This is a genomic window from Rhizobium sp. SAFR-030 (assembly GCF_059415005.1).
The window spans coordinates 397,143-422,162 of sequence record NZ_JBPFDO010000005.1; the positions used below are offsets into that span (position 1 = coordinate 397,143).

Below are 25,020 nucleotides of genomic sequence, written 5' to 3' on the forward strand. Positions count from 1 at the left end.
GCAGGTTCACTCAGCCGGGATCGTCAAGCGGCTCAGATCTCGCGCAAGGTCGAAGGTGCTTCGACGTCGCCCGGGCCGAGGACCAGCATATCGAGGCCGCTGGCCGACGATACCTCCGGAGCCGGGGCAGGGGTGACGCCCTTGTCAGCCAGTTCCTTCAGTTTCTCAGCGCCGAACTTGTCGCCGAGATTGGCAGCCTGGGCGTAGAGTTCGACGGCGGCTTCGGGGTTTGCCTTGATGCCTTCGCCGGCCTCGTACATGATGCCGAGATTGATCATCGCGTCCTTGTTGCCGCGCTTGGCAGCCACGTCGTACCAGGCGATGGCCATCTGGTTGTCTTCCGGTACCATGACGCCTTCGTCATAGATGGCGCCGAGGTTGAAGGCGGCGGTATCGTCGCCAGCGGCAGCGGCTGCTTCGAACCAGTGCAGCGACTGCTTCGGATCCGGCTCGACGCCGAGACCGTCACGATAGGCGACGCCGAGATTGTAGGCGGCCAGCGTGTTGCCGGTGTTGGCGGCTTCGCTGTACATCTTGAATTCGGTTTCCGTATCGCCAAGGCGACCCAGAAGCATGCCGAGGTTGACCTTGGCGGCCGAATAATCGGCTTTGACGGCGGATTCGTAAGCCGTCATAGCCTCGTTGGCCTTCTCGGTCTTGTTCAGCGCGCGACCGAGCTGGAAGGCGTAACGTGGGTTGCCGGTCGCCTCGAAGGCAATGCGGCAGGCAGTTACGGCTTCCGTGCCGATTTCGGCGATGGACACCGGGGTATAGGCCGGGTTACGGTTCTGATCGTAGGGGCTGCCCGCCATCCGATCGCACTGATCCTGCATTTCTGCAGCAAGCACCATCTGCACGGGCTCGCGGGCGTTCGGGGACACCGGCACGGCACCCATCGAAACAACGGTGCCTGCACACACAAAGGCGAAAGTCTTGATCTGTGAAGAACGCAGTCTCATTCTTCTCTCCAGCGTTTTATCTTTAGATTTGTTTAACGAACGCAGGAAACCGCACACGGTTCCTCAGCGCCTTCATCTTCACGACTTGATGATCCGGGCGGCCCTGCTTGCCAATAGGCCTCGGCGCGCCAAAAATCGCCGCGACTGCGGTTGTCGGATTTCCTTCGGTGGTGCTATGCGAGGGAAAAGATCCAGCCATCGGAACAGCTTGACATGAACACGCTTCGCATTCGCCGCCCCGACGATTGGCACCTGCACCTGCGCGACGGGGCTGTTCTCTCCGGCGTGATCGGCGACACGACCCGTCATTTTGCCCGCGCTATCATCATGCCGAACCTCGTTCCGCCGGTCGTCACGACCGCAGATGCGAGGTCCTACCGCGAAAGGATCATGGCGGCGGTGCCGGTCGGCGATAGCTTCGAGCCGCTGATGACCCTTTATCTGACCGAGCATACGGATCCGGATGACGTGGAGGAGGGCAAGACCAGCGGCCTGATCACCGCCGTCAAGCTCTATCCGGCCGGCGCCACCACCAACTCGCACGGTGGCGTGCGCGATCTCGACAAGGCGATGCCGGTTCTGGAGCGGATGGCGAAGATCGGCCTGCCTCTCTGCGTCCACGGCGAGGTCACGACGCCGGAGGTCGATATCTTCGACCGCGAGGCCGTGTTCATCGACGAGAAGCTCGACGTCATCCGCCGCCGGCTGCCGGAGCTGAAGATCACCATGGAGCATGTGACGACCAAGGATGGTATCGATTACATTCTTGGCGCGGACAGAAACCTCGCCGGCTCGATCACCACCCACCACCTGATCATCAACCGCAATGCGATCCTGGTCGGCGGCATCCGTCCCCATTACTACTGCCTGCCGGTCGCCAAGCGCGAGCATCACCGCCAGGCATTGCGCAAGGCTGCGACGTCCGGCGACAAGCGCTTCTTCCTCGGCACCGACTCGGCGCCGCATGTGGACCCGCTGAAGGAATGCGCCTGCGGCTGCGCTGGCATCTACACCTCGATCAACACCATGAGCTGCCTTGCGCATGTGTTCGAGGAGGAGGGCGCGCTCGAACGCCTGGAAGCCTTCACCTCGCTGAACGGTCCTGCCTGGTACGGTCTTCCGGCGAACGAAGAGACCATCGTCCTCGAGAAGCGTGCCGAACCGATCACCTTCCCTGAGAAGATCGACACGGATGCGGGAGCGATCACCGTCTTCGATCCGATGTTCCCGCTGACCTGGGCGGTGCGCTGATCCTGTCCGTCGAACGGCCCATTATCTTTGGAACAGGTAACCGATCCTACAGGATTGCAAGCTAGATTCCACGGCAGGGCCATGCGGATTCGGTCCGGGGGCGGGCATGATACTCGATTATCGAACACTGCTGATCTCGCTGGGGGTCTCGGCGATTTGCCTGCTGGTGACCCTGACCGGCACCTGGCTGGCACGGCGGCGCGACGGGTTCCTGCTCACCTGGGCCTGCGGTCTCGGCTTCATCGTTCCCGGCATATTCTCCTATACCTATTACACCGAGTACCCGCGCCCGGTGATCGGCGCGGTGTGCACCAGCCTGATGCTGACCGGATTTGCCACCATCTTCGCGGCGGCGGTTCAGTTCTGCCGTAACGAGCCGCCGCTCCGCCGCGCAGTCGCCTGGTCGGCCATCGCCATCGCCTTCACCACGGCTCCCTTGCTCGGCGGTTATGACGGGCTGGGCTTCATCAGTCTCAACGCATGGGCGGCGTTCCTGCTGTTTTGCACCGCCTGGCAGTACTGGGATGCGCGCGCCGAGGCCGTCGGTCCGCTGGTCGGGATGGCACTCCTTTATGCCATGACCGGCGTGTCCTTCGTCCTGTGCGGCGGCGTGCTGGTTGCCGATGGCAGCTGGGTCCTCGGCCATGCGCCGGACAACTGGGCGGAAAACCTCAACATCGCCGTCAGCATCGGCGGCATGACCGGTGTCGGCGCAATGTCGCTGCTGGTCCATCAGGCGCGGCTGACCGAATTTCACCGTCGCGAGGCGCAGACCGATTCGCTGACCGGCCTGTTCAACCGGCGGGCGCTCTTCGAACTGCACGAGAAGCAGACCTTCACCCGCGAGATGGCGGTGATGGTGCTCGACATCGATCGGTTCAAGTCGATCAATGACGAGTACGGCCACGCCGCCGGCGACGAAGTGATCCGAGTTCTTGCAGCCGAATTGAAGGATGCCGTCGGCATCTCCACGGCCGCCCGTCTCGGGGGCGAGGAATTCGCCGCCGTGCTGCGCACCGCTGCCCCCGGCTACGCCGAATGGCTGGCCGAGCGCATCCGCCGCAATTTCGCCGAGCGCGAGACGCTGTCGGAGACCAACAGCATCCGCGCCACCGTCAGCGTCGGGATCGCCTACGCCTCCCAGGGCCGTCAGGATTTCGAGAGCATGCTGAGTGCGGCCGATGGCGCACTTTACGTGGCCAAGCGCAACGGCCGAAACCGTGTCGAGCTGGCCCCGGACGCGGTTGCGGCAAACGCCCCGAAAGCCCGCACCATCCGCTGAGGCGGGACCAGGCGCAACCGTGGCGGCCACCGCCGCCTGTGCTGCCGAGAAAACCTGCTGCTTGAGGCCTGCCTGCCGCTTCCGCTTCTGGCCTCCGTCCGCCGATGCTGCTATTGCGCCGTGAGGCAGATACGATGGAGGCAGCGACATGATCCAAATGATTTACCCGGACCGGCCCCTGATGGCGGAGCTGATGGCCAAGATGCTCTGGGAAATCGGCGCCGTCCACTTCAACGCCGAACAGCCCTACAAGCTGGCGTCCGGCATGGTGAGCCCGGTCTATATCGACTGCCGCAAGCTGCTGTCCTATCCGCGCGTCCGCTCGGCAGTCATGGACTTTGCCGCCTCGGCGATAACCCGCGATGCCGGCTTCGAGGCCTTCGACTGCATCGCCGGCGGTGAAACCGCGGGCATTCCCTTCGCCGCCCTGCTAGCCGATCGTCTCGGCCTGCCGATGATCTATGTGCGCAAGAAGCCGAAGGGTCACGGCCGCAACGCCCAGATCGAGGGCAGTCTGCCGGACGGCGCGCGGGTGCTGGTGATCGAGGACCTGACGACCGCCGGTGGCAGCATGTTCACCTTCATCGACGCCATCCGGGCAGCCGGCGGCCGTGTCGATCACGGCATGGCGCTGTTCTTCTACGGCATCTTCCCGGAAGCCCATGCCCGGTTCACCAATGGCGGCGTGAAGCTGCACCACATCGCAACCTGGCGCGAGGTCCTGGCAGTTGCCCGGGAACAATCGCTGTTCGACGCGCGCACCCTGTCGGAAGTTGAAAGCTTCCTCGACGCGCCGCTCGCCTGGTCGGCGAAGAACGGTGGCGTCGGCGAACTGCCGACCGCGTGACGCTGGCGTTTCTCGCGCGGCTGTTCTAATCGATTTAAGAAGCTGGTCTCGGATTGTGGAGGATGCCAATGATCTTGTGCTGCGGTGAGGCGCTCATCGACATGCTGCCGCGGGAAACCACCCGTGGCGAAAACGGTTTTGCCCCCTATGCAGGCGGCGCCATCTTCAACACCGCGATTGCGCTCGGACGGCTCGGCCAGCCGACAGGCTTCTTCACCGGCCTCTCCGACGACATGATGGGCGATATCCTGCGCGACACGCTGAAGCAGAGCCATGTCGACTACCGGTTCTGCGCCACCTCGTCGCGGCCGACCACGATCGCTTTCGTCAAGCTCGTCGACGGCCACGCGACCTACGCCTTCTATGACGAGGGAACGGCCGGGCGCATGCTGTCGCGTGACGATCTGCCGGAACTCGGCAGCGAGATCGAGGCGATGCATTTCGGCGCGATCAGCCTCATTCCGGAACCCTGCGGCGAAACCTACGAAACGCTGATGGCGAGGGAATACAAGAACCGGGTGATCTCGTTTGATCCCAATATCCGTCCCGGCTTCATCCAGGACCGCGAAAAGCATCATGCTCGGGTCGCCCGGATGGCCGCCATGTCCGACATCATCAAGTTCTCCGACGAGGACCTGGAGTGGTTCGGTATGGAGGGCGATCACGAGACGCTGGCGAACTACTGGCTGGGGCAGGGGGCAAAGCTTGTCGTCATCACCCGCGGTGCCGAAGGCGCGGTGGGTTATACCGGCAGCTTCAAGGTGGTCGTACCGAGCGAGCGCGTCGAGGTGGTCGATACGGTCGGCGCCGGTGATACCTTCGACGCCGGCATCCTGGCCTCGCTGAAGCGCCAGGGCCTACTGACCAAGGACAAGGTCGCAGCACTTTCCGAGCAGGCTGTCAGGGACGCGCTTGCGCTGGGCGCCAAGGCAGCCGCCGTGACCGTATCGCGCGCCGGCGCCAATCCGCCGTTCGCGCACGAGATCGGGCTCTGACGAGGCCCGTTTGCCTGCCGGGTGTCCTTGTCGATGACAAGGACACCGCAGGACGCGACGCTTAATTGGGGAGCGGAATGTTATCCATCACATTGGGCAAGAGGCCGGTGATGCCGATGAAGATCAGACAGAGCGCGACGACATAGTTCAGAATTCGCGGCATGATCAGGATGACGATCCCCGCGATAAGCGCGATCAGCGGTTGGATGAAGACGATCGATGGCATTGCGGGCTCCTGGTCAGGCTGGGCGCTGGACGGTGATGGCAAAAGTGGCCGGGGCATCAAACGCGGCGCCTAGCTTCTTGGTTGCTCGATAGCCGATCACGATGCGATCCGACGTGCTGCTTCGCGGTAACGTCCTGCCTGCCGAATTGTCCGAGGCTTTGATCGGCAATGAGTCCACGACAGCGCCGTCAGCGGCGCTGTGCTCAACCCATGTGGCCTATCCAGATATATCTCAGCCGATCAGCGCCTTCACCAGGCCCTGGGTCGAGCCGTCCTGGCTTTCGGTGCCGGCCTTGCCCTGCACGACGGGCAGCAGGCCGGTCGCCAGTTCCTTGCCAAGCTCGACGCCCCACTGGTCGAACGAATTGATGCGGAACAGCACGCCCTCGACGAACACCCGGTGCTCGTAGAGCGCGATCAGTCGGCCAAGCGCGAACGGCGTCAGCTTGTCGTAGACGAAGGTGATCGACGGACGGTTGCCGGTGAACACGCGATGCGGCGCGATGTGATCGGCCTTGGCCTCGTCCATGCCGCCCTTCAGCAACTGACCCTTGGCCTCATCGAGGGTCCGGCCTTTCATCAGCGCCGCCGACTGGGCCAGGCAATTGGCGATCAGCAGCTCGTGCTGGTGGCGCAGTTCCGGCTCGAACCCCTGCCTGGCGATCATGAATTCCGCCGGGATGATGCTCGTGCCCTGGTGGATCAGCTGGTAGAAGGCGTGCTGGCCATTGGTGCCGGGCTCGCCCCAGACCACCGGACCGGAGTTTCCTTCGACCGGCGAGCCGTCGATGGTGACGCCCTTGCCGTTCGATTCCATGTCCAGCTGCTGCAGATAGGCCGGGAAGCGCGACAGCCGCTGGTCGTAGGGCAGGATTGCACGCGACGGATAATCCAGCACATTGCGGTGATAGTAGCCGATCAGGCCGAGCAGCGCCGGCAGGTTTTCGCGCACCGGTGCCTCGCGGAAATGCCGGTCCATGGCATGCGCGCCGTCGAGAAACTTGCCGAAGTTGTCCGGCCCGATGGCGATCATCAGCGGCAGGCCGATCGCCGACCAGATGGAGTAGCGCCCGCCGACCCAGTCCCAGAAGCCGAAGACGCGTTCGCTGGCAATGCCGAAGGCGGCGACCTTGTCGAGTGCGGTGGAAACGGCAGCGAAGTGGTGGCCGACGGCAGCCTCGCCCAGAGCTTCGGCGATGAAGGCACGCGCCGTCGCCGCATTGGTCATCGTTTCGATGGTGGTGAAGGTCTTCGAGGCGACGATGAACAGTGTCGTTTCGGCGTTCACCAGCTTCAGCGTGTCGGCGATGTGGGCGCCATCGATGTTCGAGACGAAATGCGCGCGCGGGCCGTCATGATACGGTGCAAGGGCAAGCGTCGCCATCACCGGCCCGAGGTCCGAACCGCCGATGCCGATGTTCACGACGTCGGTAATCGCCTTGCCGGTGGCGCCCTTCAGCGTGCCCGAGCGGATACCGTCGGCGAAGGCGCCCATGGCCGACAGTACGGCGTTGACGTCCGGCATGACGTCGCGGCCGTCGACCATCACCGGCGTGTTGGAGCGGTTGCGCAGCGCCGTGTGCAGGACAGCCCGGTTTTCGGTGAAGTTGATCGCCTTGCCGGAGAACATCTCATCGCGCTTCTCAGCGACACCGCCCTCGGCAAACAGCGTCTCCAGCAACGCGAGGATGTCGTCGTTCACCGCGCATTTGGAATAGTCCATCAGCAGGTCGTCGAAGCGGGCGCTGAAGCGGTCGAAGCGTGCGGCATCGGCGGAAAAGGCAGCCCGGATATCGGTCGCCCGGGTCTCGGCTGCGGTGGTCTTCAGCTTGTCGACGATCGCCTGCATGGTGGCTCCTCACGCTCATTCTTCGCTGAGGGGAACCTATTCGCTTTCAGTGCCAAATCAAGCGCGTCGACGGCTTTTAAAGCCCGCGTCCGGACCTGTGCCGCTAACCGTTTACTGGCCGACGGCAGTCTGGATCGTCCCGCCGAGGCTTTGCCCAAAGCGGTCGACCTGGTCGTTGTAGCTGCGCCGGGTGTTGGGATCGAACACCGCGATCGGCGCCGACACGGCAACGCTTGCGGCGCTGCCCACCGTCTGCGCCGTGCCGACCGCCAGCGCGCCGATGCTTTCGCCGAGGCCGATCGGCGAATCCGTCACCGTCTGGCCGGCGATCAGCCGGTTGCCGAGCAGCTTCACCACCTCCGGGCTTTCGGCGAACTTGCCGTGATTGAGAGGGTCGCCGCCCTGCAGCGCGGTCAGGTCGAGAACGGTGATACCCGCACGTTCGAGCTCGGATCGGTAGGGCTCCTGCGCCGGATCGATCTGCCCGAGCCTGTCGACATTGCCGGAGATGCGCTTTGACAGCTGCAGCGCTCGGTCGTCGCGCGACACGAACAGCGTGAACTTCGGCCGCTTGGCGCCGAGCTCCTCCAGCTGCCGGCCAAACACGTCGACGTCGAGGTCGGGCGAGGCGAGAATGACGTTCTGGATCTTCGGCGAAACGCGCCCGTCGCGGATCGCCATCTGCCGCAAGGCTTCCACCGTCAGCCACGATCCCATGGAATGCGCCATCACCGTGACTTCGCCGACGCCCTTGTCGTCGGCGATCCGCCGCAGCATCGTTTCCAGCGCGTCGCGGGAATAGTTCGTGCTTTCCTTGTCGTAATTGTAGGCGAAGATGCTGCCGCGCGACGGCCATGTGAACAGCACCGGCGCGACATCGGCGCGCGAATCGTGGACGATCTGCGCGAACCGGTAGACGGCATCCTCGTAGCGATTGTTGAAGCCGTGAACGAAGACGAGCACCCGCCGGCTCTTCGGCAGATGCGCCCTCAGCCGCTGCCGGCTTTCGTTCGCGTCCAGCTGGCTGATGGCAACGGTTGCAAAATCCTTTGACGGATCAGCCGGCAGCCGCGAAGGCCACTGAACCTGGCCGACCTTCCGTTTGCTTTCCGGAGGAATGGAGACGGCGATCTCGGTCATCTCCGGTTCCTTGCCGCGCTCGCCGGAAAACAGCACGCCCGGCACGCTCGACGACTTGCGCGTCGTTGCCACCAGCACATCGACCTTCGACGTGCCCTTGGCCTCGATCGTCGTCGGGATCAGCACGCCTTCAGCCCGGCTGGCACAGCCGGACAGCACGGCAAGCATGGCGAGCACGGCAACCGGACGACGCAGGAAGGGCTCAACTCTGATCAAGACGGGCTCCGCATGGCCATGGAACGCCGGCAGCATTCCGGCTTCAGGCTAAGCTTTAGCGATCCCGCAGATGGTCGTCCATCCTTGGCGCGGCACATTCATGATGACATGTCGGAAACGTCACTTCGGCCGCAGCTCGCGCCGCAGGATCTTGCCGACGTTGGATTTCGGCAGCTCGGTGCGGAATTCGATGAATCTCGGCCGCTTGTAGTTGGTGAGGTTCTCGGCGCAGTGAGCGCGCAGGTCGGCTTCCGTCAGCGCCGGATCCTTCTTGACCACGAACAGCTTGACCGCCTCTCCGGAATGCTCGTCGGGAATGCCGACGGCGGCGCATTCCAGCACGCCCGGATGCGAAGCGGCGACTTCCTCGACCTCGTTCGGATAGACGTTGAAGCCGGAGACGAGGATCATGTCCTTCTTCCGGTCGACGATCTTGATGTAGCCGCGCTCGTCCATGAAGCCCATGTCGCCGGAGCGGAAATAGCCATCCGGCGTCATCGCCTTGGCGGTTTCGTCCGCACGGTTCCAGTAGCCGGCCATCACCTGCGGTCCGCGGATACAGATCTCGCCCACTTCACCGAACACAAGCACGTTGTCTGCCTCATCGCGGATGGTGACGTCGGTGGAAGAAACCGGCAGGCCGATGGTGCCGGTGAATTCCGGGATGTCGATGCGGTTGACCGTTGCCACCGGCGAGGTTTCCGACAGGCCGTAGCCCTCGGTGATCGGGCAGCCGGTCATCTTGTACCACCGCTCGGCCACCGGACGCTGCACGGCCATGCCGCCGCCAAACACCATCAACAGCGACGAATGGTTGATCTTCTTGAACTCCTCGGTGTTCATCAGCGCATTGAACAGCGTGTTGAGACCCGGGAAGATGTGGATCTTGTGCTGGTCCATCTCCTTGACCAGCGCCGGCAGGTCGCGCGGATTGGCAATCAGCACGTTGTGCGCACCGATCGCCATGCCCATCAGCGAATTCACGGTCAGCGCGAAGATGTGGTAAAGCGGCAATGCGCAGAGGAAGGTCAGCACCTCCGGCCGCTCGCGCCTGAGGAAGGCGCTCTCCAGCCAGTAGGCCATCTGGTCCTTGTTGGACAGCAGATTGCGGTGAGTCAGCATGGCGCCCTTGGAGATACCGGTCGTGCCGCCCGTGTATTGCAGGAAGGCCACATCGTCGAGGCCGCAGTCGGCCGGCTTGAACTCGCTGCGCGCGCCAGCGGCAAGCACCGACTTGAAGCTTATGGCAGACGGGATCGACCAGGCCGGAACCAGCTTCTTCACCCGCCGCACCACCAGGTTCACCACATGTCCCTTAAGCCCGAGCATGTCTCCCATCGCGGTGACGACGACGTGCTTCAGCGATGTGCGCGGCAGCACCTGGGCCACGGTATGGGCGAAATTCTCCAGCACGAAGATCGCCTTTGCCCCGGAATCATTCAGCTGGTGCTCGAGCTCGCGTGGCGTGTAGAGCGGGTTGACGTTGACGACCACGAAGCCTGCCCGAAGAATGCCGTAGACCACCACCGGGTTCTGCAGGATGTTCGGCATCATCACCGCGACCCGGTCGCCCTTCGACAGGCCCTGGGCCTGCAGCCAGGCCCCGATCCGCCGGCTTTCCTCATCAAGCTGCCGGAAGGTCATCGCCTTGCCCATGCTGGAGAACGCCGTGCGGTCGGCGAAACGCTGGCAGCTCTCGTCGAACAGGTGGCCGAGCGAACGATGCGCCAGCGGCGGCAGCTCGGCCGGCACGATCGGCGGATACGAAGCGAGCCAGACTTTGCCTGCCGTCGGGTTGAGAGGCGTATGGGGGACTTGGTTCATGGCGGCAGCTCCTCCGTTCATCGGCAGTGTCCAGGCCTCCACTCCCAGGCACAGCCGTCGATCTCCGTCAGCATACAACGGAATTTTGGCAAGGCTAAATAACTTTGACGTAAGCGTCAATCGGGCCTGCGCGGCTGCCCACCGGCAGGTTTCGGGAACCAATCCGCGGACAGCTGCGTTTTCAGCCAGTACCAACCAAAGGAGGTGCGTCATGTTGCATCAAGAACCGAGAGCCGGCCAGGATCCTTACGTCAAGGACAACTATTCGCTGATCGCCAGCGATAAGGTCGAAGGCACCAGCGTCTATGGTGCAGACGGCAAGCGCATCGGCTCGGTCGCCCGCGTTATGCTTGAAAAGCGTGGCGGCAAGGTCGCCTACGCCGTACTGAGCTTCGGCGGTTTCCTTGGCATCGGCGACGACTACTATCCGCTGCCGTGGTCGAAGCTGACCTATGACGAACAGCTTGACGGCTATCGTATCGACCTGACCAAGGACCAGATCACCGGCGCCCCGCGCTATGCCGATCTGGAAGACGACAGCTGGCATCGCAACAACGACCGGACGATCTACGACTATTACGGCGTTCCGCCCTATTGGATGTAATCCGGCTCGATTCCTGAGACTTCCGGCGAGGCCCCTTCGGGGGCCTCTCTGCGTTGAATTAAGGCTATCTTCAGGGACGGCTGGCACTCTCGCCGACCATGGCTGCTCTTGGCGAGACGACGATGACGGAAACGGTCCGCGGCGCGGGGGCGACGGTGCGCGCCTTCGAGCCGGCGGACATCCCGGACGTCGCGCGGCTGTTCCTTCGCGCCTTCCGCAAGGGTGCAAGACCTTCGGACGAACCCACCCCGCACCTGACAGCTGTGCTGCGGCGGATCTATTTCGACAATCCCTGGTATGATCCCGAGATCCGTTCGCAGGTCTTCGCGGACGAGACCGGCGCCGTGCGCGGCTTTATCGGCGTCACGATGGCGCCGCTTGTGCATGAGGGGCGGCGCCTTCGGGCAGCCTTTGCCGGATCGCTGACTGTCGAGGACCCGGTCCGTCATCCACTCGCTGGTGCGCGGCTGATCCGCAGCTTCCTCTCCGGTCCGCAGGACCTTTCACTGACCGAGACCGCCAATGCGACCGCGATGCGCATGTGGCAGAAGCTCGGCATACCGTTCGACACGCAGTACAGTCTCAACTGGCTACGCCTGCTGCGTCCGGTGAGCGGTGGCACGGCACTGGTCAAGCGTCGGCTGCCCATCGTGAAAGCGCTGATGCCGCTGGCGCGGCTCGGCGACGCGGCAGCCAAGCGCTTCGGCGGCGATCCGTTCCGACCGGTTCTCGATCCTTCGCCCAGGCGGGCGACCTTCGCAACGGTGTCGAGATCCGATTTCGACGCGGCGGTGCTGGCGCTGGCACCGCTTTATTCCCTGCGTCCTGATTGGGATCAGATGTCGCTCGACTGGTTTTCAAGCCTGGCGTCCGTCAAGCGCAACTTCGGCGAGCCGCGCTACCGGGTGGCGCTCGGCCGCGATGGCCGGCCGCGCGCAGCCTATGCCTATTTCCACCGGCCCGACGATTTCGGCTGGCTTCTGCAGTCGCTCACGGCGCCGGCACAGGCCGGCGACCTCGTCGACGATTTGCTGACCGATGCCTACGAGGTCGGTTGCTGCGGCATGCGGGGTGCCGCTCAGCCCTGGCTCACCAACGCCCTGATGAGCCGCCGGACGTTGTTCCTGTCGCGAACATTTTTCCTCGCTCAGGCCCGGGACCAGACGCTGCTCACGGCGATCCGCTCCGGCGACGCGCTCGTCAGCGGGCTGGCCGGCGAAAGCTGGATGCCGCTGATCGGCGACAGTCTGCGCGACTGATTTGCAGCCTGCGCCGGCAGCAAGCGTCTCAGATCATCGTCAGCGGCTGTGCGTGCAGATACTCCGCCACCTTGCGTTTCGATGCGATGTTGCGCCAGACCGCATCCACCTGATCGGCCGTCAGACCGGCGGCCTCGGCCACCGCCTCGCGTGCGATGCCGTTTTCCAGACCGTAGAGGCACAGGTCCATCAACGCGAAGGGCAGCGAGAAATAGTACTCGTCCTGCCCCTGCGGCAGCGACCAGGTGTCGGTCGTCGGCGGCCGGCGGCGGATGTCCTCCGGCACGCCCAGCGCCTCGGCAAGCTGATAGACCTGGCTCTTGTAGAGATGCGCGATCGGCTTGAAATCGGCTGCGCCGTCACCGTTCTTGACGAAGAAGCCCTGGTCGTATTCCAGCCGGTTCGGCGTGCCGGCGACGGCAAAGTTCAGCCGGTCTGCGTGATAGTACTCGATCTGCTTGCGGGTCCGCTGTTTCATGTTGGCGGCGGCAATCATGCCGAGATAGACGTCGAGCGGCATGTGGTGCCGGCTCTGTTCGCCGGCCGGATTGGCAACCACCAGCCACGAGATGTTGTAGCCGCGACCGGCTAGTGCATCCTCCAGCACTACCTTGCAGCCCCAGCCTTCGCCGAACTCCGGCACCACCTGGCGGATGAACCCGTCGCGCCGCGTGTAGCAGCCGGCGGCGGCAAGGCTCGGACCAATGTCTTCGAGCACCGTCTCGACGCCGATCGCCGCGGCAAGCGCCTGCCCGAGACGCAGGCTTTCGGGATCGGAGTCGTGTTCAGGCATGAAGATGCCGACCACTTTCCGGTCACCCAGCGCCCGTGCGCAGAGCGCCGCCGTGACGCTCGAATCGATGCCACCGGATAGGCCGAGCGTCGCACCGCGCTTGCGCAGGTCCTTCAGCGCCGCCTCGCGGAGAAAGGCGCAGATCCGCTCGATCTCGGCCTCGGCGTCCAGCTTCAGGGCATCAGGGGAAAACGGCCGCGGCTGTTGCACGGCGTTCAGCGTCTGCATCATGCCACGTTTCCTTTGTCGTCCAGGGATGGGTGTGTGAGAGACAGCCGGATCTTGCCGGTCGTCGTCTTTGGCAGCGCTTCGTGGAATTCCACGAGCTTCGGTATCATGAAGTCCTCGAGGTATTGGGCGCAGTGGCGCACCACGTCCCGCTCGGTCAGGAGAACGTCCGGCGCCATTACCACATGCGCTTTCACCACCTGTCCGAACAGGGGATCGGCAACGCCTTCGACGGCAGCTTCCAGAACGCCCGGCAGGCTGTAGAGCACATTCTCCACCTCCTGCGGGCTGACCTTCTCGCCGCGTGTCTTGATGATGTCGTCGCGTCGGGCCACGAAATAGAGGAACCCCTCGGCATCGCTGCGGAACAGGTCGCCGGTGCGTAACCGGCGCCGTCTGTCCCGCACGTCGAGCGCCAGCGCGGTGGCCGCGGGGTCGTTCCAGTAGCCGACCATCACGTGTGGGCCTTCGACGATCAGCTCGCCGACCTCGCCGGGTGCGACGGCAAGGCCGTCATCGCCGACGATCTCTACCCGTGTGCAGGGGATCGCCTTGCCGACCGAAAGCGGGCGGCGGTCGACCTCCCCGGGCGCCAGACAGGCGGTGCGGATGCATTCGGTCTGCCCGTACATCAGGTGGATGTTGGTCGCCGGCAGTAGCCGGCGCAGCGCCGCCGTCGTCGAGGGTGGCATCGCCGCCGCCGCATTGGTCAGGTAGCGCAGCCGCGGCAGGAAGCCGGGCGCGAGATCCTGCATGCCGGCAATCATCGTCGCCATGGCCGGAACCACCGGCAGGCCGGTCGCCTCGACCTCAGCGAGTCGGTTGAGGATGGCGCGCGGGAAGGCGAAGCTGCGCTCCAGCACCAGCGTACCGCCGACCATCAGCATCGTCACCATCTGGGTAATGCCGTAGCCGAAGGACAGCGGCAGCACGCTCAGCACCACGTCATCCTCGGTATTGCCGAGATAGCCGACAATAGCCGAGCAGGCGGCATCGAGGTTGGTATGGGTGAGCATCACGCCCTTCGCTCTGCCCGTCGAACCCGAGGTGTGGATGATGAGCGCAAGATCCTCGTCGCTTCCGGGATGCGCCTGGGGCGCCTGCCAGTTTCCCGAGACGAGCGTCTCGAAAGACAGCGCACCGTCCGTGGGCGGCGTATCGCCATGCACGAGGATCGGCAGCAGCGACGAACCGGCGGCGATCTTCGCCGTCTCGATGAGGTGAGCGGCGCGCAGAGGCGCGATGATCGCGGCGGCCCCGGTATGGCCGATGATGTGGCCGAGCTTTTCCGCCTTCAGCGACGGATGAAGCGGACAGGCAACCGCACCGATGCGCCAGACCGCGAGGAATGACGCGGCGGCTTCCCAACCGTTGTCGAGCAGCAAGAGCACCCGGTCACCGGGCTTGACGCCGTGCAGCATGAGGCCGGCGGCAAGGGAGCCGGAAATACGGTCGAGTTCCCCATAGCTGATGCGGGCGGCACCGACGACAAGCGCCGTCTTCTCCGGGTGCCGTTCCGTCTGCCTTGCGAGATAGGGCTCGATGCGCATCGCCACCTCCCGTTCCGGCTTCAGGCCGCCTTGAGCTTGGAGCCGAGATAGGCCGAGACCCGGTCGATGCTGTCGAGATTGTCGGGGATGATTTCGTTGTCCGCGACCGAGATGCCGTAGGTCGTTTCCAGGAAGGCGATGAGCTCCAGAACGCCGGTCGAATCCATCACGCCGCTGTCGAGCAGCGACTGGCCGTCTTCTACGCTCATGTCGGCGCGGTAGAGAAAGTTCTCGGTGATGAACTCACGGATGGCGCCGTGATAGGTAGTCGGCATGGTCTGATCCCTCTGTCGGCCGTCTGTCCCCACGATCTGCGGCTGGCGACTGCAATCGACGCGAGTGTGGCGGACATCCCTGAATCTTTCGCTAAGGAAGTCCGCCGCATCCGTGGCAACCGCCCTGGAATGGTGCGTCCCGGAGCGGTCGGCGTTGCCGGTTGGGCCCATGCCCCGACCGGCACCCGCCTCAGGCGGTGCCGGCCTGCCAGCGCAGCAACCGCATGGCATTCGCCGTCACCAGCACCGTCGCACCGGTATCGGCGAGGATCGCCGGCCACAAGCCCGTCACGCCGAGGATCGTCGTCACCAGCAGCACCACCTTCAGGCCGAGGGCGATGGTGATGTTCTGGCGGATGTTGCCCATGACGCTCTTCGACAGGTCGATCATGTCGGGAATGTCCGCCATCCGCCCGTGCAGGCTTGCCGCATCCGCCGTTTCCAGCGCCACGTCCGTGCCGCCACCCATGGCGATACCGATATCGGCCGCCGCCAGCGCCGGCGCGTCGTTGATGCCGTCGCCCACCTTGGCGACCACGGCACCCCCTGCCTGCAGTTCGCGGACGATCGTCTGCTTGTCCTGCGGCAGCAGGTCGGCGCGCGCCTCGATGCCCAGCCGGCCGGCGATGGCGGCTGCGGTGCGCTGGTTGTCGCCGGTCACCATCACGGTCGCGATACCACGCTCGGCAAGTCTCTTGAGGGCGGTCGCGGCATCCGGGCGCGGCTCATCGCGCATGGCGATCAGCCCGGCAAGCTGCCCGCCGACCACCAGCACCGAAACGGTCTTTCCCTCGTCGTTCAGCGCCGCGATGCGGGCCTCGATCTCCGGTGACAGTCCGTCGACCTCGGCGGCTGCACGGGGCGACAGGAGCGATACATGTTCACCGCCGACATTGCCGGAGACGCCCTTGCCCGCGAGTGCCTTTGCCTCGAAGGCCGGCGGAACGGGTGCCTTGTCGGCCTTCGCCCAGTCAAGGATTGCCAGCGCCAGCGGATGCGAAGAGCCGCTCTCCAGCGCCGCCGCCAGCGACAGGATCTGCCGCTCGTTGCGGGCGAGGGCGACGATGTCGGTGACCACCGGCCGGCCGAGCGTCAGCGTGCCAGTCTTGTCGAAGGCAACCGTCGTCACCCGGCGCAGGCTTTCGAGAATGGCGCCGCCTTTGATCAGCAGCCCGCGGCGGGCTCCGGCCGACAGGCCGGCGGCGATCGCGGCCGGCGTCGAGATGACCAGCGCGCAGGGGCAGCCGATGAGCAGCACTGCCAGCCCCTTGTAGATCCATTCGAGCCAGGGCTCGCTGAACAGCAGCGGCGGAAGTGTCGCCACCAGCAGGCCGACCACCAGCACGAATGGCGTATACGAGCGGGAAAAGCGGTCGATGAAGCGTTCGGTCGGCGCCTTGCTCTCCTGCGCCTCCTCGACGAGCTTTACGACGCGGGCGATGGTGTTGTCCTGCGCTGCCGCCGTCACGCGGATCCGCAGCACGGCATCCGTGTTGATCGTGCCGGCGAACACGCTGTCGCCCGGAACCTTGCGCTTCGGCAGGCTTTCGCCAGTGACCGGTGCCTCGTCGATGGCGCTCTCGCCGTCGACGATCGTGCCATCGGCGGCGATCCGGTCGCCGGGACGAACGACGATCACCGTTCCGACGGCAAGCGTTGTCGCCTCCCTCTCGACGGTCGTGCCATTCTCCTCCACCAGCGCCGTCTTCGGTACCAGGTCGGTCAGGCCGCGGATGCTCTGCCTTGCCCGGCCTGCGGCGACGCCCTCCAGCATTTCGCCGACGAGGAAGAGCAGCACCACGGTTGCCGCTTCCTCCACCGCACCGATGAACACCGCCCCGACGGCGGCGATGCTCATCAGCATCTCGATCGAGAACGGGGTGCCGGCGAAGGCGGCGGAAATGGCGCGACGGGCGACCGGTACGAGACCGATGGCAAGGGCCGCAAGATAGGCGAAGCGCTCGACCTCCGGGATCATCCGGCCAACCAGGTAGGCGAGAGCAAGCGCTGCGGCGCAGGCGATGGTCAGCTGCGCCTTGCTCGTCTTCCACCAGGGGCCGTCGATGATCGCGCCATGGTCGTGCCCGTGTCCGTGGTCATGATCATGGTCGTGCCCATGATCATGGTCGTGGTGATGCGCGTCTGCTCCGGCCTGTTCCTCCGGCACCTGTGCAGACTTGCCCGTGGCGCTTAGCGGCTGGATCGTGAAGCCGAGCGCCTTGACCTGCCGCTCGACGGACAGAAGACTGAGCGAAGGTTCATGATGGACCGACAGCGTTCCGGCAGCCACCGACACGTCGGCCTGGCTGACGCCGGGAAGCCGGGTCACTGCGGTCTCGATCTTCATCGCGCAGGACGCACAGTCCATGCCGCCGACGCGGTAGCGGGTTTTCGTGGCCAGTTCGTCGCTCATCATTTCACCTCGGATCATCTGCAGACGATCCTAGGACCTCTAGCCACTTGAGGTTCAAGGGCCGCGACGAAAGAATTTGTGGCGTCGGTCGAACCCGGGCGGAGGGCGCCGGAAGAGGGTGATCAGAGAGGCGCGCCGGTAACCGGATCGACGATCGGCCGTTCGCTTTCGTCCTTTTCGCCGGCCGGCTGAACCAGAGGTGGCGCCATCGATTCCGCGTCGGACCATCCGTTGTCGCCGGCGACAGGATTCACGTCGTCCGGCCGGCGCTGTTCCGGCTTCGAATTGTTGTCGTTGGTGTGCATCGGACATCTCTTCACTGCAGCGGGTCGCTCATGCGCTCCTGCATGACTGCAACGCCTGCTTACGAAGGCGGTTCCGGTTTGCCGGAGGTGTGGGCGCCCGGCGCGCGCCTGGAACGATCGGCACCGCCTCCGGTTAGGCCGGTTTCAACCCACCCGTTCAATCGAACCACCCGCAAGGTATCCAATGGACAAGTCGAACGACAACGGAATCACCCGCCGCGCTGTGATGGGCGGTACCGGCATTCTCCTCGCTGCCGGCACGACGACGGCCACCGCAACCGCACAGACGCAAGGATCGGCTACCAAGATGGACAACCCCCTGACCAAGTACCCGAAGCCGCCGTTCCCGTCGCAGACCCAGCCGTTCCCGGGCCTTGCCTCAAAGATGGACCCGCGGCCCGATCACGGCGAGACCAGCTACGAAGGATCCGGCCGGCTGATGGGCCGCAAGGCGCTGATCACCGGCGGCGATTCGGGCATGGGCCGCGCAGCCGCCATTGCCTATGCCCGCGAAGGCGCCGACGTGGCCATCAATTACCTGCCGGACGAGGAGCCGGACGCCCGCGAAGTCGTCGACCTGATCCAGAAGGCCGGCCGCAAGGCGGTCGCCATTCCGGGCGATATTCGCAGCGAGGAAACCTGCAGGCGCATTGTCTCGGAAGCCGTGGAAAAGCTGGGTGGCCTCGACATTCTCGTCAACAATGCCAGCCGCCAGCAGCAGCGCCAGTCGCTCGACGAGATCTCGACGGAGGATTTCGACGCAACGATGAAGACCAATCTCTACGGCATGTTCTGGCTGACCAAGGCGGCGCTGCCGCACCTGCAGCCGGGCTCGGCGATCATCCAGACGACGTCGGAACAGGCTTATGACCCGTCCGCCAACCTCGTCGACTACGCGATGACCAAGGCCGGCATGATGAGCTTCACCAAGTCGATGGCCAAGCAGCTGGCGCCAAAGGGCATCCGCGTCAACGGCGTGGCGCCGGGCCCGATCTGGACGCCGCTGCAGGTGAGCGGGGGCGCGACGCAGGAGAAGCTGACGAGCTTCGGCAGCGACACGCCGATGGGTCGACCCGGGCAGCCGGCGGAACTCGCGTCTATCTATGTTCAGCTCGCAGCATCGGACGCCAGTTACGCGACGGGCCAGGTTTACGGCGCAGCCGGCGGCAGCGGCCAGCCCTGATCCGACAACACTTTTGGCGGGGGGCTGGCTTCAGTCGTCCGCCCGCACCGACAGGAACGCCTCGTCCGGCTGATAGCCGAGCACGAACGCCATGACCTTCGACGTCGACATTTCGCACGGCTTCAGAGCCGTCTTCTGCTGCGAGAGCCTGTAGAAATTGAAGCTGACGATGTCGCCCCCGGCCATCTCCTCGGCAAACAGCCAGACGCGGCGGCCATCGGCGGACCGCTTCACCGTGGCTTTCCACCGGCGGCCGTCGAAGTCGCCCTCGCTATAGCCGGCCGGGATACGGTCGAGCGACGGCTCGAAGCCTGCGCCGAAGTCACCGTGTTCTCCCGTCATCATCGTCCCCCGCCAGGCTGTCGCACAAAAAATGGGAAATCGACTGGCCGCCGCCAAGGTGCGCGCGTGTTCTGCGACGGTGGCCGCTCTTCGGATCAGAGTGATGAGGAGGAAGGGAAATGGTGCCGCTTAGGTGACTCGAACACCTGACCCCGTCATTACGAATGACGTGCTCTACCAACTGAGCTAAAGCGGCCCGCGAAGCACTGTGGCTTGCGATGTGAGGCGGCAGATACAGCGTATGAGACAGGATTTCAAGTGCGGTTTTCGCCTTGATGCAATCTCTTTCACATGCGTGCTGCCGCTCTGGCGGCAAAGCTTGGATCGAGCCGCCATCATCGCGCCGCTTCTCGCTGGAAAGACGGCATCGGCCGATGCTTGCAGTTGATCGAGACAGAGGTTACCCAAGGCAATGGCTGTGGACGCAGCGACAGTGAAGAAGGATGCTTCGTGAGCGGTTTGGAAACGGCAATCAGGAACGCGCTTGCGCGCTCCGACCGCGGTGACGCGAACGTCCGCGCGCGTATCTACCAATCGGCGCGCCAGGCCCTCGAGGCGGGATTGCGCAAGCAGGAGATCACCGATCCCGAGGTGATCGAGGCGCAGCGTCGAAGGCTTGAGGAAAACATCCGCGAGATCGAGTTCGAGGAGCGCCGCCAGGCGGCCATCGCTTCGGCGGCGCCTGTGGCCACGCCCCCCGTCACGCCAGCGCCTGATCCGCAGGCAGTCCGGGCGCCGATCGAGCCGCCGCAAGCCGTTGCACCGCAGCATCCGGCTGTATCATCCGTCAACGCCCCCGCGCAGCGCGGGGCAGCAGCAACATCAGGGCCGGCGCTGGGCGGCCAGAGCCGCGAGAGCGCCGGTGCCGGATCCGCCTCTGCGGCTTCCGCAGGCTTCCTCGGCGGGGCTGTGGACACTCCCGCTGATCGTGCGCCTGGAATGATGCCGCAGCCGGGCGGTGGTCTGGGCGACCTCGGCGCGATGCGGGCGGAGCCTTCGACCGATCGACTGGCGCCGGCTGCACCGGCCGCCCGGGCGAAGCCCGAAAAGCGCTCGCTGTTTCGCCGGCGCAAGCCCGTGCCGCCGCCGAAGCAGGTGGTCGCCGATACGGCACCGGGGATCCCCGGAGAACACCGCCGTCGACGCCGCCGCGGGCTGATCTCGCGGCTGTTCATCTACCTGACCTTTTTCGCCTTCCTGGCGATGGGCGGCTGGTGGGCCTATACCAACGGGTTGTTCCTGAGCCCTGCCGAGCGCGACACCAGCGTTCCCAATCCGCCTGCCCAGGTACAGGAGGAGGATTTCCCCGGCGCGCCAAGCACGGTGCTCGATCCGCGGCAGGGTTTCTCCTCCGAATGGCTGAACGTCTATCGCCCCGGCGGTGCCGCCAATGCCGTGGCGGGTGCCGAAGCCAGCGTCGAGACGGTCCCGGTCGCCGACGGTTCGGCGCTGCAGTTGACCTCGCGGGCCACCGGATCCAGCGGCGACGTGGCGATCCCCGTGCCGGTCGAGATCCTGCAGCAGATGGCCGGCAAGACCTCGACCATCGCCATCACGCTGCAGGCAGTCGGCGATAATGCGGTACAGCTTGCCGTCCGCTGCGATTTCGCGTCGCTGGGCGATTGCAGCCGGCATCGGGTGACGGCGACGCAGGAGCGTTCCGATACGCTGTTCCGGGTCACCTTTGATCGGACGCTGGCGCCGACCCAACCCGGCCGCATCTTCGTCAACAGCGACATCCTGGGCAGCAGCCAGCCGATCCTGATCTATTCCGTGCGCGTCCTGCCGGGCCAGTAGGCCCGGTAGGCCGGCATCTGCCTGCTACTTGAATGCGTCGGGGCCGAAGCCGAGGATCTTGTCGTCGATCTCGCCGATGGCGTCCTTGTCCTTGCCCTCGTAATCGATCGAGGTGAGGATGTGGCGGATGATGTTCAGCCGGGCGCGGCGCTTGTCGTTGGCGCGCACCACGGTCCACGGCGCCTTCTCGCTGTGGGTCTTTTCCAGCATCAGGTCGCGCTTCTCGCTGTAGTCCTTCCACTTGGTGAGCGCGGCCACGTCCATCGGCGACAGCTTCCAGATCTTCAGCGGGTCATGGCGACGATCGTGGAAACGCTTCAGCTGCATCTCCCTCCCGATGTTCAGCCAGAATTTGAAGAAGTGAATGCCGTCCTCCACCAGCAGGTCCTCGAACGTCGGCACGACTTTCAGGAAATGCTGATGCTGCTCCGGCGTGGCAAACCCCATGATCGGCTCGACGCCGGCGCGGTTGTACCAGGACCGGTCGAACAGCACGATCTCGCCCTTGGTCGGGAAGTGCGAGACGTAACGCTGAAAATACCATTGGCCCGCTTCCGTCTCGGTCGGCTTGGTCAGCGCCACCACATGCGCCGAGCGCGGGTTGAGGAACGAGCGGATGGTGAAGATCGTGCCACCCTTGCCGGCGGCGTCACGGCCCTCGAATACCGCCATCACCCGCTTGCCGCTGGCATTGATCGACAGCTGCGCCTTGACGAGCTCGATCTGCAGCGCCTCGAGTTCCTTCTTGTAGTGCTCCCGCTTGAGCTTCTTGTCGTAGGGATAGCCGCCGGATGCCAGCGCCTCGTCCTCCACCCAATCCGGAAGTTTCGGGTCGTCGATGTCGAAGCGGCGGGTCTTGCCGCCGATATCCAGTTCGACGATCGGGGTGTCGATCAGTTCCGTCATATGTCCTGCTCCGCCTGCGGCCGTGTCGGGAAGTGATCATGTAAGGCGCGCCGTGACAATGTCCTGTCTTTGATGGCGAAATCCAAGGACAGGCTGAAATTTCACTGCGACGCGAAGTCACCGATGTATATCTGTCATACGCAGCCGCTATCACCGCCGGTCAAGCCGGTGGTCGCGATAGGCATGATGCGGGGGATGGAGATGGGCTGGATGGACGTAGGCAGCAGTCGGATCGGGCGCCTGAGGGACAATTGGCTGGTCGTCGCCGCCGCAAGTCTGCTGGCGATCCTGGCGGCTGCCGGCGGCCTCAATCCGGCCTTTGCCGCTGCGGCCTGGCTGCTGATGATGCTGGCGCTTCTGCTCGGGCCGGTGATGACGGCGGAGCCGCCCGCCATCCGGCCCGTCGTTGCGCCGGCACCCGCGGAAATCGATCCTCTCGATGGCCTGGCAAGGGCCTATGCCGCGCTCGACCTGCCTGTCATGGTCCTCGGGGAAGAGGCCGACGTGGTGCTGCAGAACCCGGCCGCTGCCGCAAGCTTTGCCGAACTTGCACCGGGCCTGCACCTCTCGGCACGGCTGCGGTCGCCGGGCATCCTCGACATGGTGCGGGAGACCATCGTGACCGGCAAGCCGAACCAGATGGAGTTTTCAGAACGCATTCCGTCGGAGCGTGTGTATCTGGTGCGGATCGAGCCGATAGTGCTGCCGGCCGGCTCGACGTCCGGCAAGGAGGGTGAGGCCGCTCGCTATTTCGCGCTGTCCTTCAAGGACATCTCCGAGCTGCGCAGCCTTGATCGCATGCGTTCCGATTTCGTCGCCAATGCCAGCCATGAGCTGCGTACGCCGCTTGCGTCATTGCGCGGTTTCATCGAGACGCTGCAGGGTCCGGCGCGCGGCGATCTCGGCGTACAGGAGCGGTTCCTCGGCATCATGCTCGACCAGGCAACCCGCATGAGCCGCCTCGTCGATGATCTGCTGTCCCTGTCGCGTCTTGAGCTCAAATCCCACATCGCCCCGAACCAGGTCGTCGACCTGGTGCCATTGGTCAGTCATGTGCGCGATGCGCTCATGCCGCTCGCCCATGATCTCGGTGTCGAGATCCGCATGCATCTGCCGGAGGGCAAGGCGGAGGTGACGGGCGACCGCGACGAACTCATCCAGGTGATCGAGAACCTGATCGAGAATGCCTGCAAATACGGCCAGGAGGGAAAGATCGTCGACGTCTTCCTGCGCCAGCAGCCGGGCGAAGCGGTGGAATTCAGCGTCGTCGACCGTGGCCCGGGGATTTCACCCGAGCATGTGCCGCGGCTGACGGAACGCTTCTACCGCGTCAGCGTCGCCGACAGCCGTTCAAAGAAGGGCACCGGTCTCGGCCTTGCGATCGTCAAGCACATCCTGACACGCCACCGAGCGCGGCTGGTCGTCAGGTCGGAACTGGGCAAGGGGACCGACTTCACCGTGCGCTTCTGACATGCAGAAACAGCGTTCTATGTATGAATGCCGTTTTCCGCCATGATTTCAGTGTCTTGAACTGTCACAAATGTTTCGTGGATCTGACATAAAAGGGTGGGGCTCCGGCCGCTATGACAAGCAGGCCGAGCGCCGGCGAGAGCGAGAGCTGGCTGGACGGCCGAATTCACACAAGCCCTGACGGGAGATCACTATGAACATCCTGAAACTTTCCGCAGCTGCCCTGGTGGCATCTGTCGCATTCGCCGGCGCTGCCGCTGCGCGCGACCAGATCCAGGTTGCCGGCTCGTCCACGGTTCTGCCCTACGCAAAGATCGTTGCCGAAACCTTCGCCGAGACCTTCCCGAACTTCAAGGCTCCGGTTGTAGAATCCGGCGGCACCGGCGGCGGTCTGAAGGCATTCTGCTCGGGCGTCGGCGAAGGCACGATCGACGTTGCCAATGCCTCGCGCAAGATCAACAAGAGCGAAACTGAAGCCTGCAAGGCTGCCGGCGTCAACGACGTGCAGGAAGTTCGCATCGGTTACGACGGCATCGTCTTTGCCTCGGACTCGTCGAACGGCGAGATGAAGATCGAGCCGAAGGATCTCTACAAGGCTCTGGCCGCTGAAGTTGTCGTCGACGGCAAGCTCGTCGCCAACCCGTACAAGAACTGGTCGGAAGTCAACGCAACCCTGCCGAAGGGCCCGATCGCCGCCTACATCCCGGGTTCCAAGCACGGCACCCGCGAAGTCTTCGAAGAGAAGATCATGGCTGAAGGCTGCAAGGAAGCCGGCGCCACGGACGTGATCAAGGCCGCCATCACCGATGCCAAGCAGGCTGCCGCCAAGTGCGTTGCAGTCCGCAAGGACGGCGTGGCTGTCGACATCGATGGCGACTACACCGAAACGCTGGCGCGCATCGCCGCCAACAAGACCGGCCTCGGCGTTTTCGGCCTGGCCTTCTATGAAAACAACAAGGACAAGCTGAAGGTTGCGACCGTCGCGGAAGTCGTTCCGTCGACCGAAACCATTGCCAGCGGCAAGTACCCGGTTTCCCGTCCGCTGTTCTTCTACGTCAAGAAGGCACACCTGGGCGTCATCCCGGGCCTCAAGGAATACGTCGAGTTCTTCATCTCCGACGACATGGTCGGCCCGGACTCGCCGCTTGCCGAATACGGCCTGGTTGCTGCTCCGGACGACCAGCGCGAACAGGTCCGCAAGGACTTCGCTTCCGGCAAGACCATGTAACGAACGACCCGGCGCCGCCTCGTGCGGCGCCGACCGTCTTCTTTGGCCTTTGAGGGGACCCGACAGGGACCGGCCTCA

At 64.5% G+C, this 25,020-nt stretch carries 22 protein-coding genes and 1 tRNA gene; 10 read left to right on the forward strand and 13 right to left on the reverse strand.

The genetic code is table 11. The annotated features are described in order from the left end of the window. Nucleotides 1–32 precede the first annotated feature (32 nt). Nucleotides 33–959: a tetratricopeptide repeat protein gene (locus tag ACR65N_RS17720; protein ID WP_430306070.1), complete on the reverse strand. Its 927-nt coding sequence runs from the start codon at nucleotides 957–959 to the stop codon at nucleotides 33–35. Between the two features lie 213 nt (nucleotides 960–1,172). On the opposite strand from ACR65N_RS17720, the gene pyrC reads away from it, so the two are divergent. From pyrC to ACR65N_RS17740, 4 genes are all read left to right on the forward strand, one after another. Next, on the forward strand, nucleotides 1,173–2,210 hold the full coding sequence (pyrC, locus tag ACR65N_RS17725; RefSeq protein WP_440458070.1) for a dihydroorotase: 1,038 nt from the start codon (nucleotides 1,173–1,175) through the stop codon (nucleotides 2,208–2,210). A 106-nt stretch (nucleotides 2,211–2,316) separates the two neighbouring features. Continuing rightward, complete coding sequence (locus ACR65N_RS17730; RefSeq protein WP_440458071.1) at nucleotides 2,317–3,492, forward strand: GGDEF domain-containing protein; 1,176 nt, start codon at nucleotides 2,317–2,319, stop codon at nucleotides 3,490–3,492. 148 nt (nucleotides 3,493–3,640) lie between these two features. Next, nucleotides 3,641–4,339 carry an orotate phosphoribosyltransferase gene (locus ACR65N_RS17735; RefSeq protein ID WP_440458072.1) on the forward strand — a complete coding sequence of 233 codons (699 nt, stop codon included), beginning with the start codon at nucleotides 3,641–3,643 and terminating at the stop codon, nucleotides 4,337–4,339. 68 nt (nucleotides 4,340–4,407) lie between these two features. Then, the gene (locus ACR65N_RS17740; protein WP_440458073.1) at nucleotides 4,408–5,334 is read left to right on the forward strand and encodes a carbohydrate kinase family protein; all 927 of its coding nucleotides are present in this window, start codon (nucleotides 4,408–4,410) and stop codon (nucleotides 5,332–5,334) included. A 61-nt stretch (nucleotides 5,335–5,395) separates the two neighbouring features. Here ACR65N_RS17740 and ACR65N_RS17745 read toward each other — a convergent pair whose 3' ends face one another. The 4 genes from ACR65N_RS17745 to ACR65N_RS17760 all read right to left on the reverse strand — a co-directional run bounded on the left by ACR65N_RS17745 (nucleotide 5,396) and on the right by ACR65N_RS17760 (nucleotide 10,589). Continuing rightward, nucleotides 5,396–5,560 carry a DUF3096 domain-containing protein gene (locus ACR65N_RS17745; RefSeq protein WP_440458074.1) on the reverse strand — a complete coding sequence of 55 codons (165 nt, stop codon included), beginning with the start codon at nucleotides 5,558–5,560 and terminating at the stop codon, nucleotides 5,396–5,398. A 232-nt stretch (nucleotides 5,561–5,792) separates the two neighbouring features. Further along, nucleotides 5,793–7,409 carry a glucose-6-phosphate isomerase gene (gene pgi / locus ACR65N_RS17750; RefSeq protein ID WP_440458075.1) on the reverse strand — a complete coding sequence of 539 codons (1,617 nt, stop codon included), beginning with the start codon at nucleotides 7,407–7,409 and terminating at the stop codon, nucleotides 5,793–5,795. A 111-nt stretch (nucleotides 7,410–7,520) separates the two neighbouring features. After that, nucleotides 7,521–8,717, reverse strand: coding sequence for an alpha/beta hydrolase (locus tag ACR65N_RS17755; RefSeq protein WP_440458134.1), 1,197 nt, complete (start codon nucleotides 8,715–8,717; stop codon nucleotides 7,521–7,523). A gap of 168 nt (nucleotides 8,718–8,885) precedes the next feature. Then, nucleotides 8,886–10,589 (reverse strand): long-chain fatty acid--CoA ligase, encoded by a 1,704-nt coding sequence (locus tag ACR65N_RS17760; protein ID WP_440458076.1) that lies wholly within the window; start codon nucleotides 10,587–10,589, stop codon nucleotides 8,886–8,888. Between the two features lie 211 nt (nucleotides 10,590–10,800). On the opposite strand from ACR65N_RS17760, the gene ACR65N_RS17765 reads away from it, so the two are divergent. Continuing rightward, nucleotides 10,801–11,193: a PRC-barrel domain-containing protein gene (locus ACR65N_RS17765; RefSeq protein ID WP_430306062.1), complete on the forward strand. Its 393-nt coding sequence runs from the start codon at nucleotides 10,801–10,803 to the stop codon at nucleotides 11,191–11,193. A gap of 122 nt (nucleotides 11,194–11,315) precedes the next feature. Then, complete coding sequence (locus ACR65N_RS17770) at nucleotides 11,316–12,452, forward strand: hypothetical protein (RefSeq protein WP_440458077.1); 1,137 nt, start codon at nucleotides 11,316–11,318, stop codon at nucleotides 12,450–12,452. Nucleotides 12,453–12,480: 28 nt separating this feature from the next. On the opposite strand, the gene nadE is transcribed toward ACR65N_RS17770, so the two are convergent. The 5 genes from nadE to ACR65N_RS17795 form a co-directional block, all read right to left on the reverse strand. Continuing rightward, complete coding sequence (gene nadE, locus ACR65N_RS17775) at nucleotides 12,481–13,476, reverse strand: NAD(+) synthase (protein WP_440458078.1); 996 nt, start codon at nucleotides 13,474–13,476, stop codon at nucleotides 12,481–12,483. Then, entirely contained in the window at nucleotides 13,473–15,023 is a 1,551-nt protein-coding gene (locus ACR65N_RS17780; protein WP_440458079.1) for a class I adenylate-forming enzyme family protein, read from the reverse strand. The genes nadE and ACR65N_RS17780 overlap by 4 nt, the downstream gene beginning before the upstream one ends. A 20-nt stretch (nucleotides 15,024–15,043) precedes the next feature. Next, on the reverse strand, nucleotides 15,044–15,298 hold the full coding sequence (locus ACR65N_RS17785; RefSeq protein ID WP_440458080.1) for an acyl carrier protein: 255 nt from the start codon (nucleotides 15,296–15,298) through the stop codon (nucleotides 15,044–15,046). Nucleotides 15,299–15,488: 190 nt separating this feature from the next. Then, complete coding sequence (locus ACR65N_RS17790) at nucleotides 15,489–17,729, reverse strand: heavy metal translocating P-type ATPase (protein WP_440458081.1); 2,241 nt, start codon at nucleotides 17,727–17,729, stop codon at nucleotides 15,489–15,491. Nucleotides 17,730–17,833: 104 nt separating this feature from the next. Continuing rightward, a complete protein-coding gene (locus ACR65N_RS17795; protein ID WP_430306057.1) occupies nucleotides 17,834–18,016 on the reverse strand; it encodes a hypothetical protein in 183 nt (60 codons plus the stop codon). A 184-nt stretch (nucleotides 18,017–18,200) separates the two neighbouring features. Here ACR65N_RS17795 and ACR65N_RS17800 point away from each other — a divergent pair, with 184 nt between their 5' ends. Then, a complete protein-coding gene (locus ACR65N_RS17800; RefSeq protein WP_440458083.1) occupies nucleotides 18,201–19,199 on the forward strand; it encodes an SDR family oxidoreductase in 999 nt (332 codons plus the stop codon). A gap of 30 nt (nucleotides 19,200–19,229) precedes the next feature. Here the strand turns inward: ACR65N_RS17800 and ACR65N_RS17805 are convergent, their stop codons facing one another. Both ACR65N_RS17805 and ACR65N_RS17810 read right to left on the reverse strand, forming a co-directional pair. Then, nucleotides 19,230–19,544 carry a hypothetical protein gene (locus ACR65N_RS17805; protein ID WP_440458084.1) on the reverse strand — a complete coding sequence of 105 codons (315 nt, stop codon included), beginning with the start codon at nucleotides 19,542–19,544 and terminating at the stop codon, nucleotides 19,230–19,232. A gap of 117 nt (nucleotides 19,545–19,661) precedes the next feature. Continuing rightward, a tRNA-Thr gene (locus ACR65N_RS17810) sits at nucleotides 19,662–19,737 on the reverse strand. Between the two features lie 254 nt (nucleotides 19,738–19,991). Here ACR65N_RS17810 and ACR65N_RS17815 point away from each other — a divergent pair. After that, entirely contained in the window at nucleotides 19,992–21,338 is a 1,347-nt protein-coding gene (locus ACR65N_RS17815; protein ID WP_440458085.1) for a hypothetical protein, read from the forward strand. 24 nt (nucleotides 21,339–21,362) lie between these two features. Here the strand turns inward: ACR65N_RS17815 and ppk2 are convergent, their stop codons facing one another. After that, complete coding sequence (gene ppk2 / locus ACR65N_RS17820; protein WP_440458086.1) at nucleotides 21,363–22,244, reverse strand: polyphosphate kinase 2; 882 nt, start codon at nucleotides 22,242–22,244, stop codon at nucleotides 21,363–21,365. 231 nt (nucleotides 22,245–22,475) lie between these two features. On the opposite strand from ppk2, the gene phoR reads away from it, so the two are divergent. Both phoR and ACR65N_RS17830 read left to right on the forward strand, forming a co-directional pair. Continuing rightward, nucleotides 22,476–23,714, forward strand: a complete 1,239-nt coding sequence (phoR, locus tag ACR65N_RS17825; protein WP_440458135.1) for a phosphate regulon sensor histidine kinase PhoR — start codon at nucleotides 22,476–22,478, stop codon at nucleotides 23,712–23,714. 193 nt (nucleotides 23,715–23,907) lie between these two features. Continuing rightward, nucleotides 23,908–24,942: a substrate-binding domain-containing protein gene (locus ACR65N_RS17830; protein WP_440458087.1), complete on the forward strand. Its 1,035-nt coding sequence runs from the start codon at nucleotides 23,908–23,910 to the stop codon at nucleotides 24,940–24,942. The last annotated feature ends 78 nt before the right edge of the window (nucleotides 24,943–25,020 follow it).

Excerpts from the sequence above, each read along its gene's own strand:
- ACR65N_RS17720 (WP_430306070.1), bottom strand. The coding sequence starts at position 959 with ATGAGACTGCGTTCTTCACAGATCAAGACTTTCGCCTTTGTGTGTGCA.
- pyrC (WP_440458070.1), top strand. The coding sequence starts at position 1,173 with ATGAACACGCTTCGCATTCGCCGCCCCGACGATTGGCACCTGCACCTG.
- ACR65N_RS17730 (WP_440458071.1), top strand. The coding sequence starts at position 2,317 with ATGATACTCGATTATCGAACACTGCTGATCTCGCTGGGGGTCTCGGCG.
- ACR65N_RS17735 (WP_440458072.1), top strand. The coding sequence starts at position 3,641 with ATGATCCAAATGATTTACCCGGACCGGCCCCTGATGGCGGAGCTGATG.
- ACR65N_RS17740 (WP_440458073.1), top strand. The coding sequence starts at position 4,408 with ATGATCTTGTGCTGCGGTGAGGCGCTCATCGACATGCTGCCGCGGGAA.
- ACR65N_RS17745 (WP_440458074.1), bottom strand. The coding sequence starts at position 5,560 with ATGCCATCGATCGTCTTCATCCAACCGCTGATCGCGCTTATCGCGGGG.
- pgi (WP_440458075.1), bottom strand. The coding sequence starts at position 7,409 with ATGCAGGCGATCGTCGACAAGCTGAAGACCACCGCAGCCGAGACCCGG.
- ACR65N_RS17755 (WP_440458134.1), bottom strand. The coding sequence starts at position 8,717 with ATGCTTGCCGTGCTGTCCGGCTGTGCCAGCCGGGCTGAAGGCGTGCTG.
- ACR65N_RS17760 (WP_440458076.1), bottom strand. The coding sequence starts at position 10,589 with ATGAACCAAGTCCCCCATACGCCTCTCAACCCGACGGCAGGCAAAGTC.
- ACR65N_RS17765 (WP_430306062.1), top strand. The coding sequence starts at position 10,801 with ATGTTGCATCAAGAACCGAGAGCCGGCCAGGATCCTTACGTCAAGGAC.
- ACR65N_RS17770 (WP_440458077.1), top strand. The coding sequence starts at position 11,316 with ATGACGGAAACGGTCCGCGGCGCGGGGGCGACGGTGCGCGCCTTCGAG.
- nadE (WP_440458078.1), bottom strand. The coding sequence starts at position 13,476 with ATGATGCAGACGCTGAACGCCGTGCAACAGCCGCGGCCGTTTTCCCCT.
- ACR65N_RS17780 (WP_440458079.1), bottom strand. The coding sequence starts at position 15,023 with ATGCGCATCGAGCCCTATCTCGCAAGGCAGACGGAACGGCACCCGGAG.
- ACR65N_RS17785 (WP_440458080.1), bottom strand. The coding sequence starts at position 15,298 with ATGCCGACTACCTATCACGGCGCCATCCGTGAGTTCATCACCGAGAAC.
- ACR65N_RS17790 (WP_440458081.1), bottom strand. The coding sequence starts at position 17,729 with ATGATCCGAGGTGAAATGATGAGCGACGAACTGGCCACGAAAACCCGC.
- ACR65N_RS17795 (WP_430306057.1), bottom strand. The coding sequence starts at position 18,016 with ATGCACACCAACGACAACAATTCGAAGCCGGAACAGCGCCGGCCGGAC.
- ACR65N_RS17800 (WP_440458083.1), top strand. The coding sequence starts at position 18,201 with ATGGACAAGTCGAACGACAACGGAATCACCCGCCGCGCTGTGATGGGC.
- ACR65N_RS17805 (WP_440458084.1), bottom strand. The coding sequence starts at position 19,544 with ATGATGACGGGAGAACACGGTGACTTCGGCGCAGGCTTCGAGCCGTCG.
- ppk2 (WP_440458086.1), bottom strand. The coding sequence starts at position 22,244 with ATGACGGAACTGATCGACACCCCGATCGTCGAACTGGATATCGGCGGC.
- ACR65N_RS17830 (WP_440458087.1), top strand. The coding sequence starts at position 23,908 with ATGAACATCCTGAAACTTTCCGCAGCTGCCCTGGTGGCATCTGTCGCA.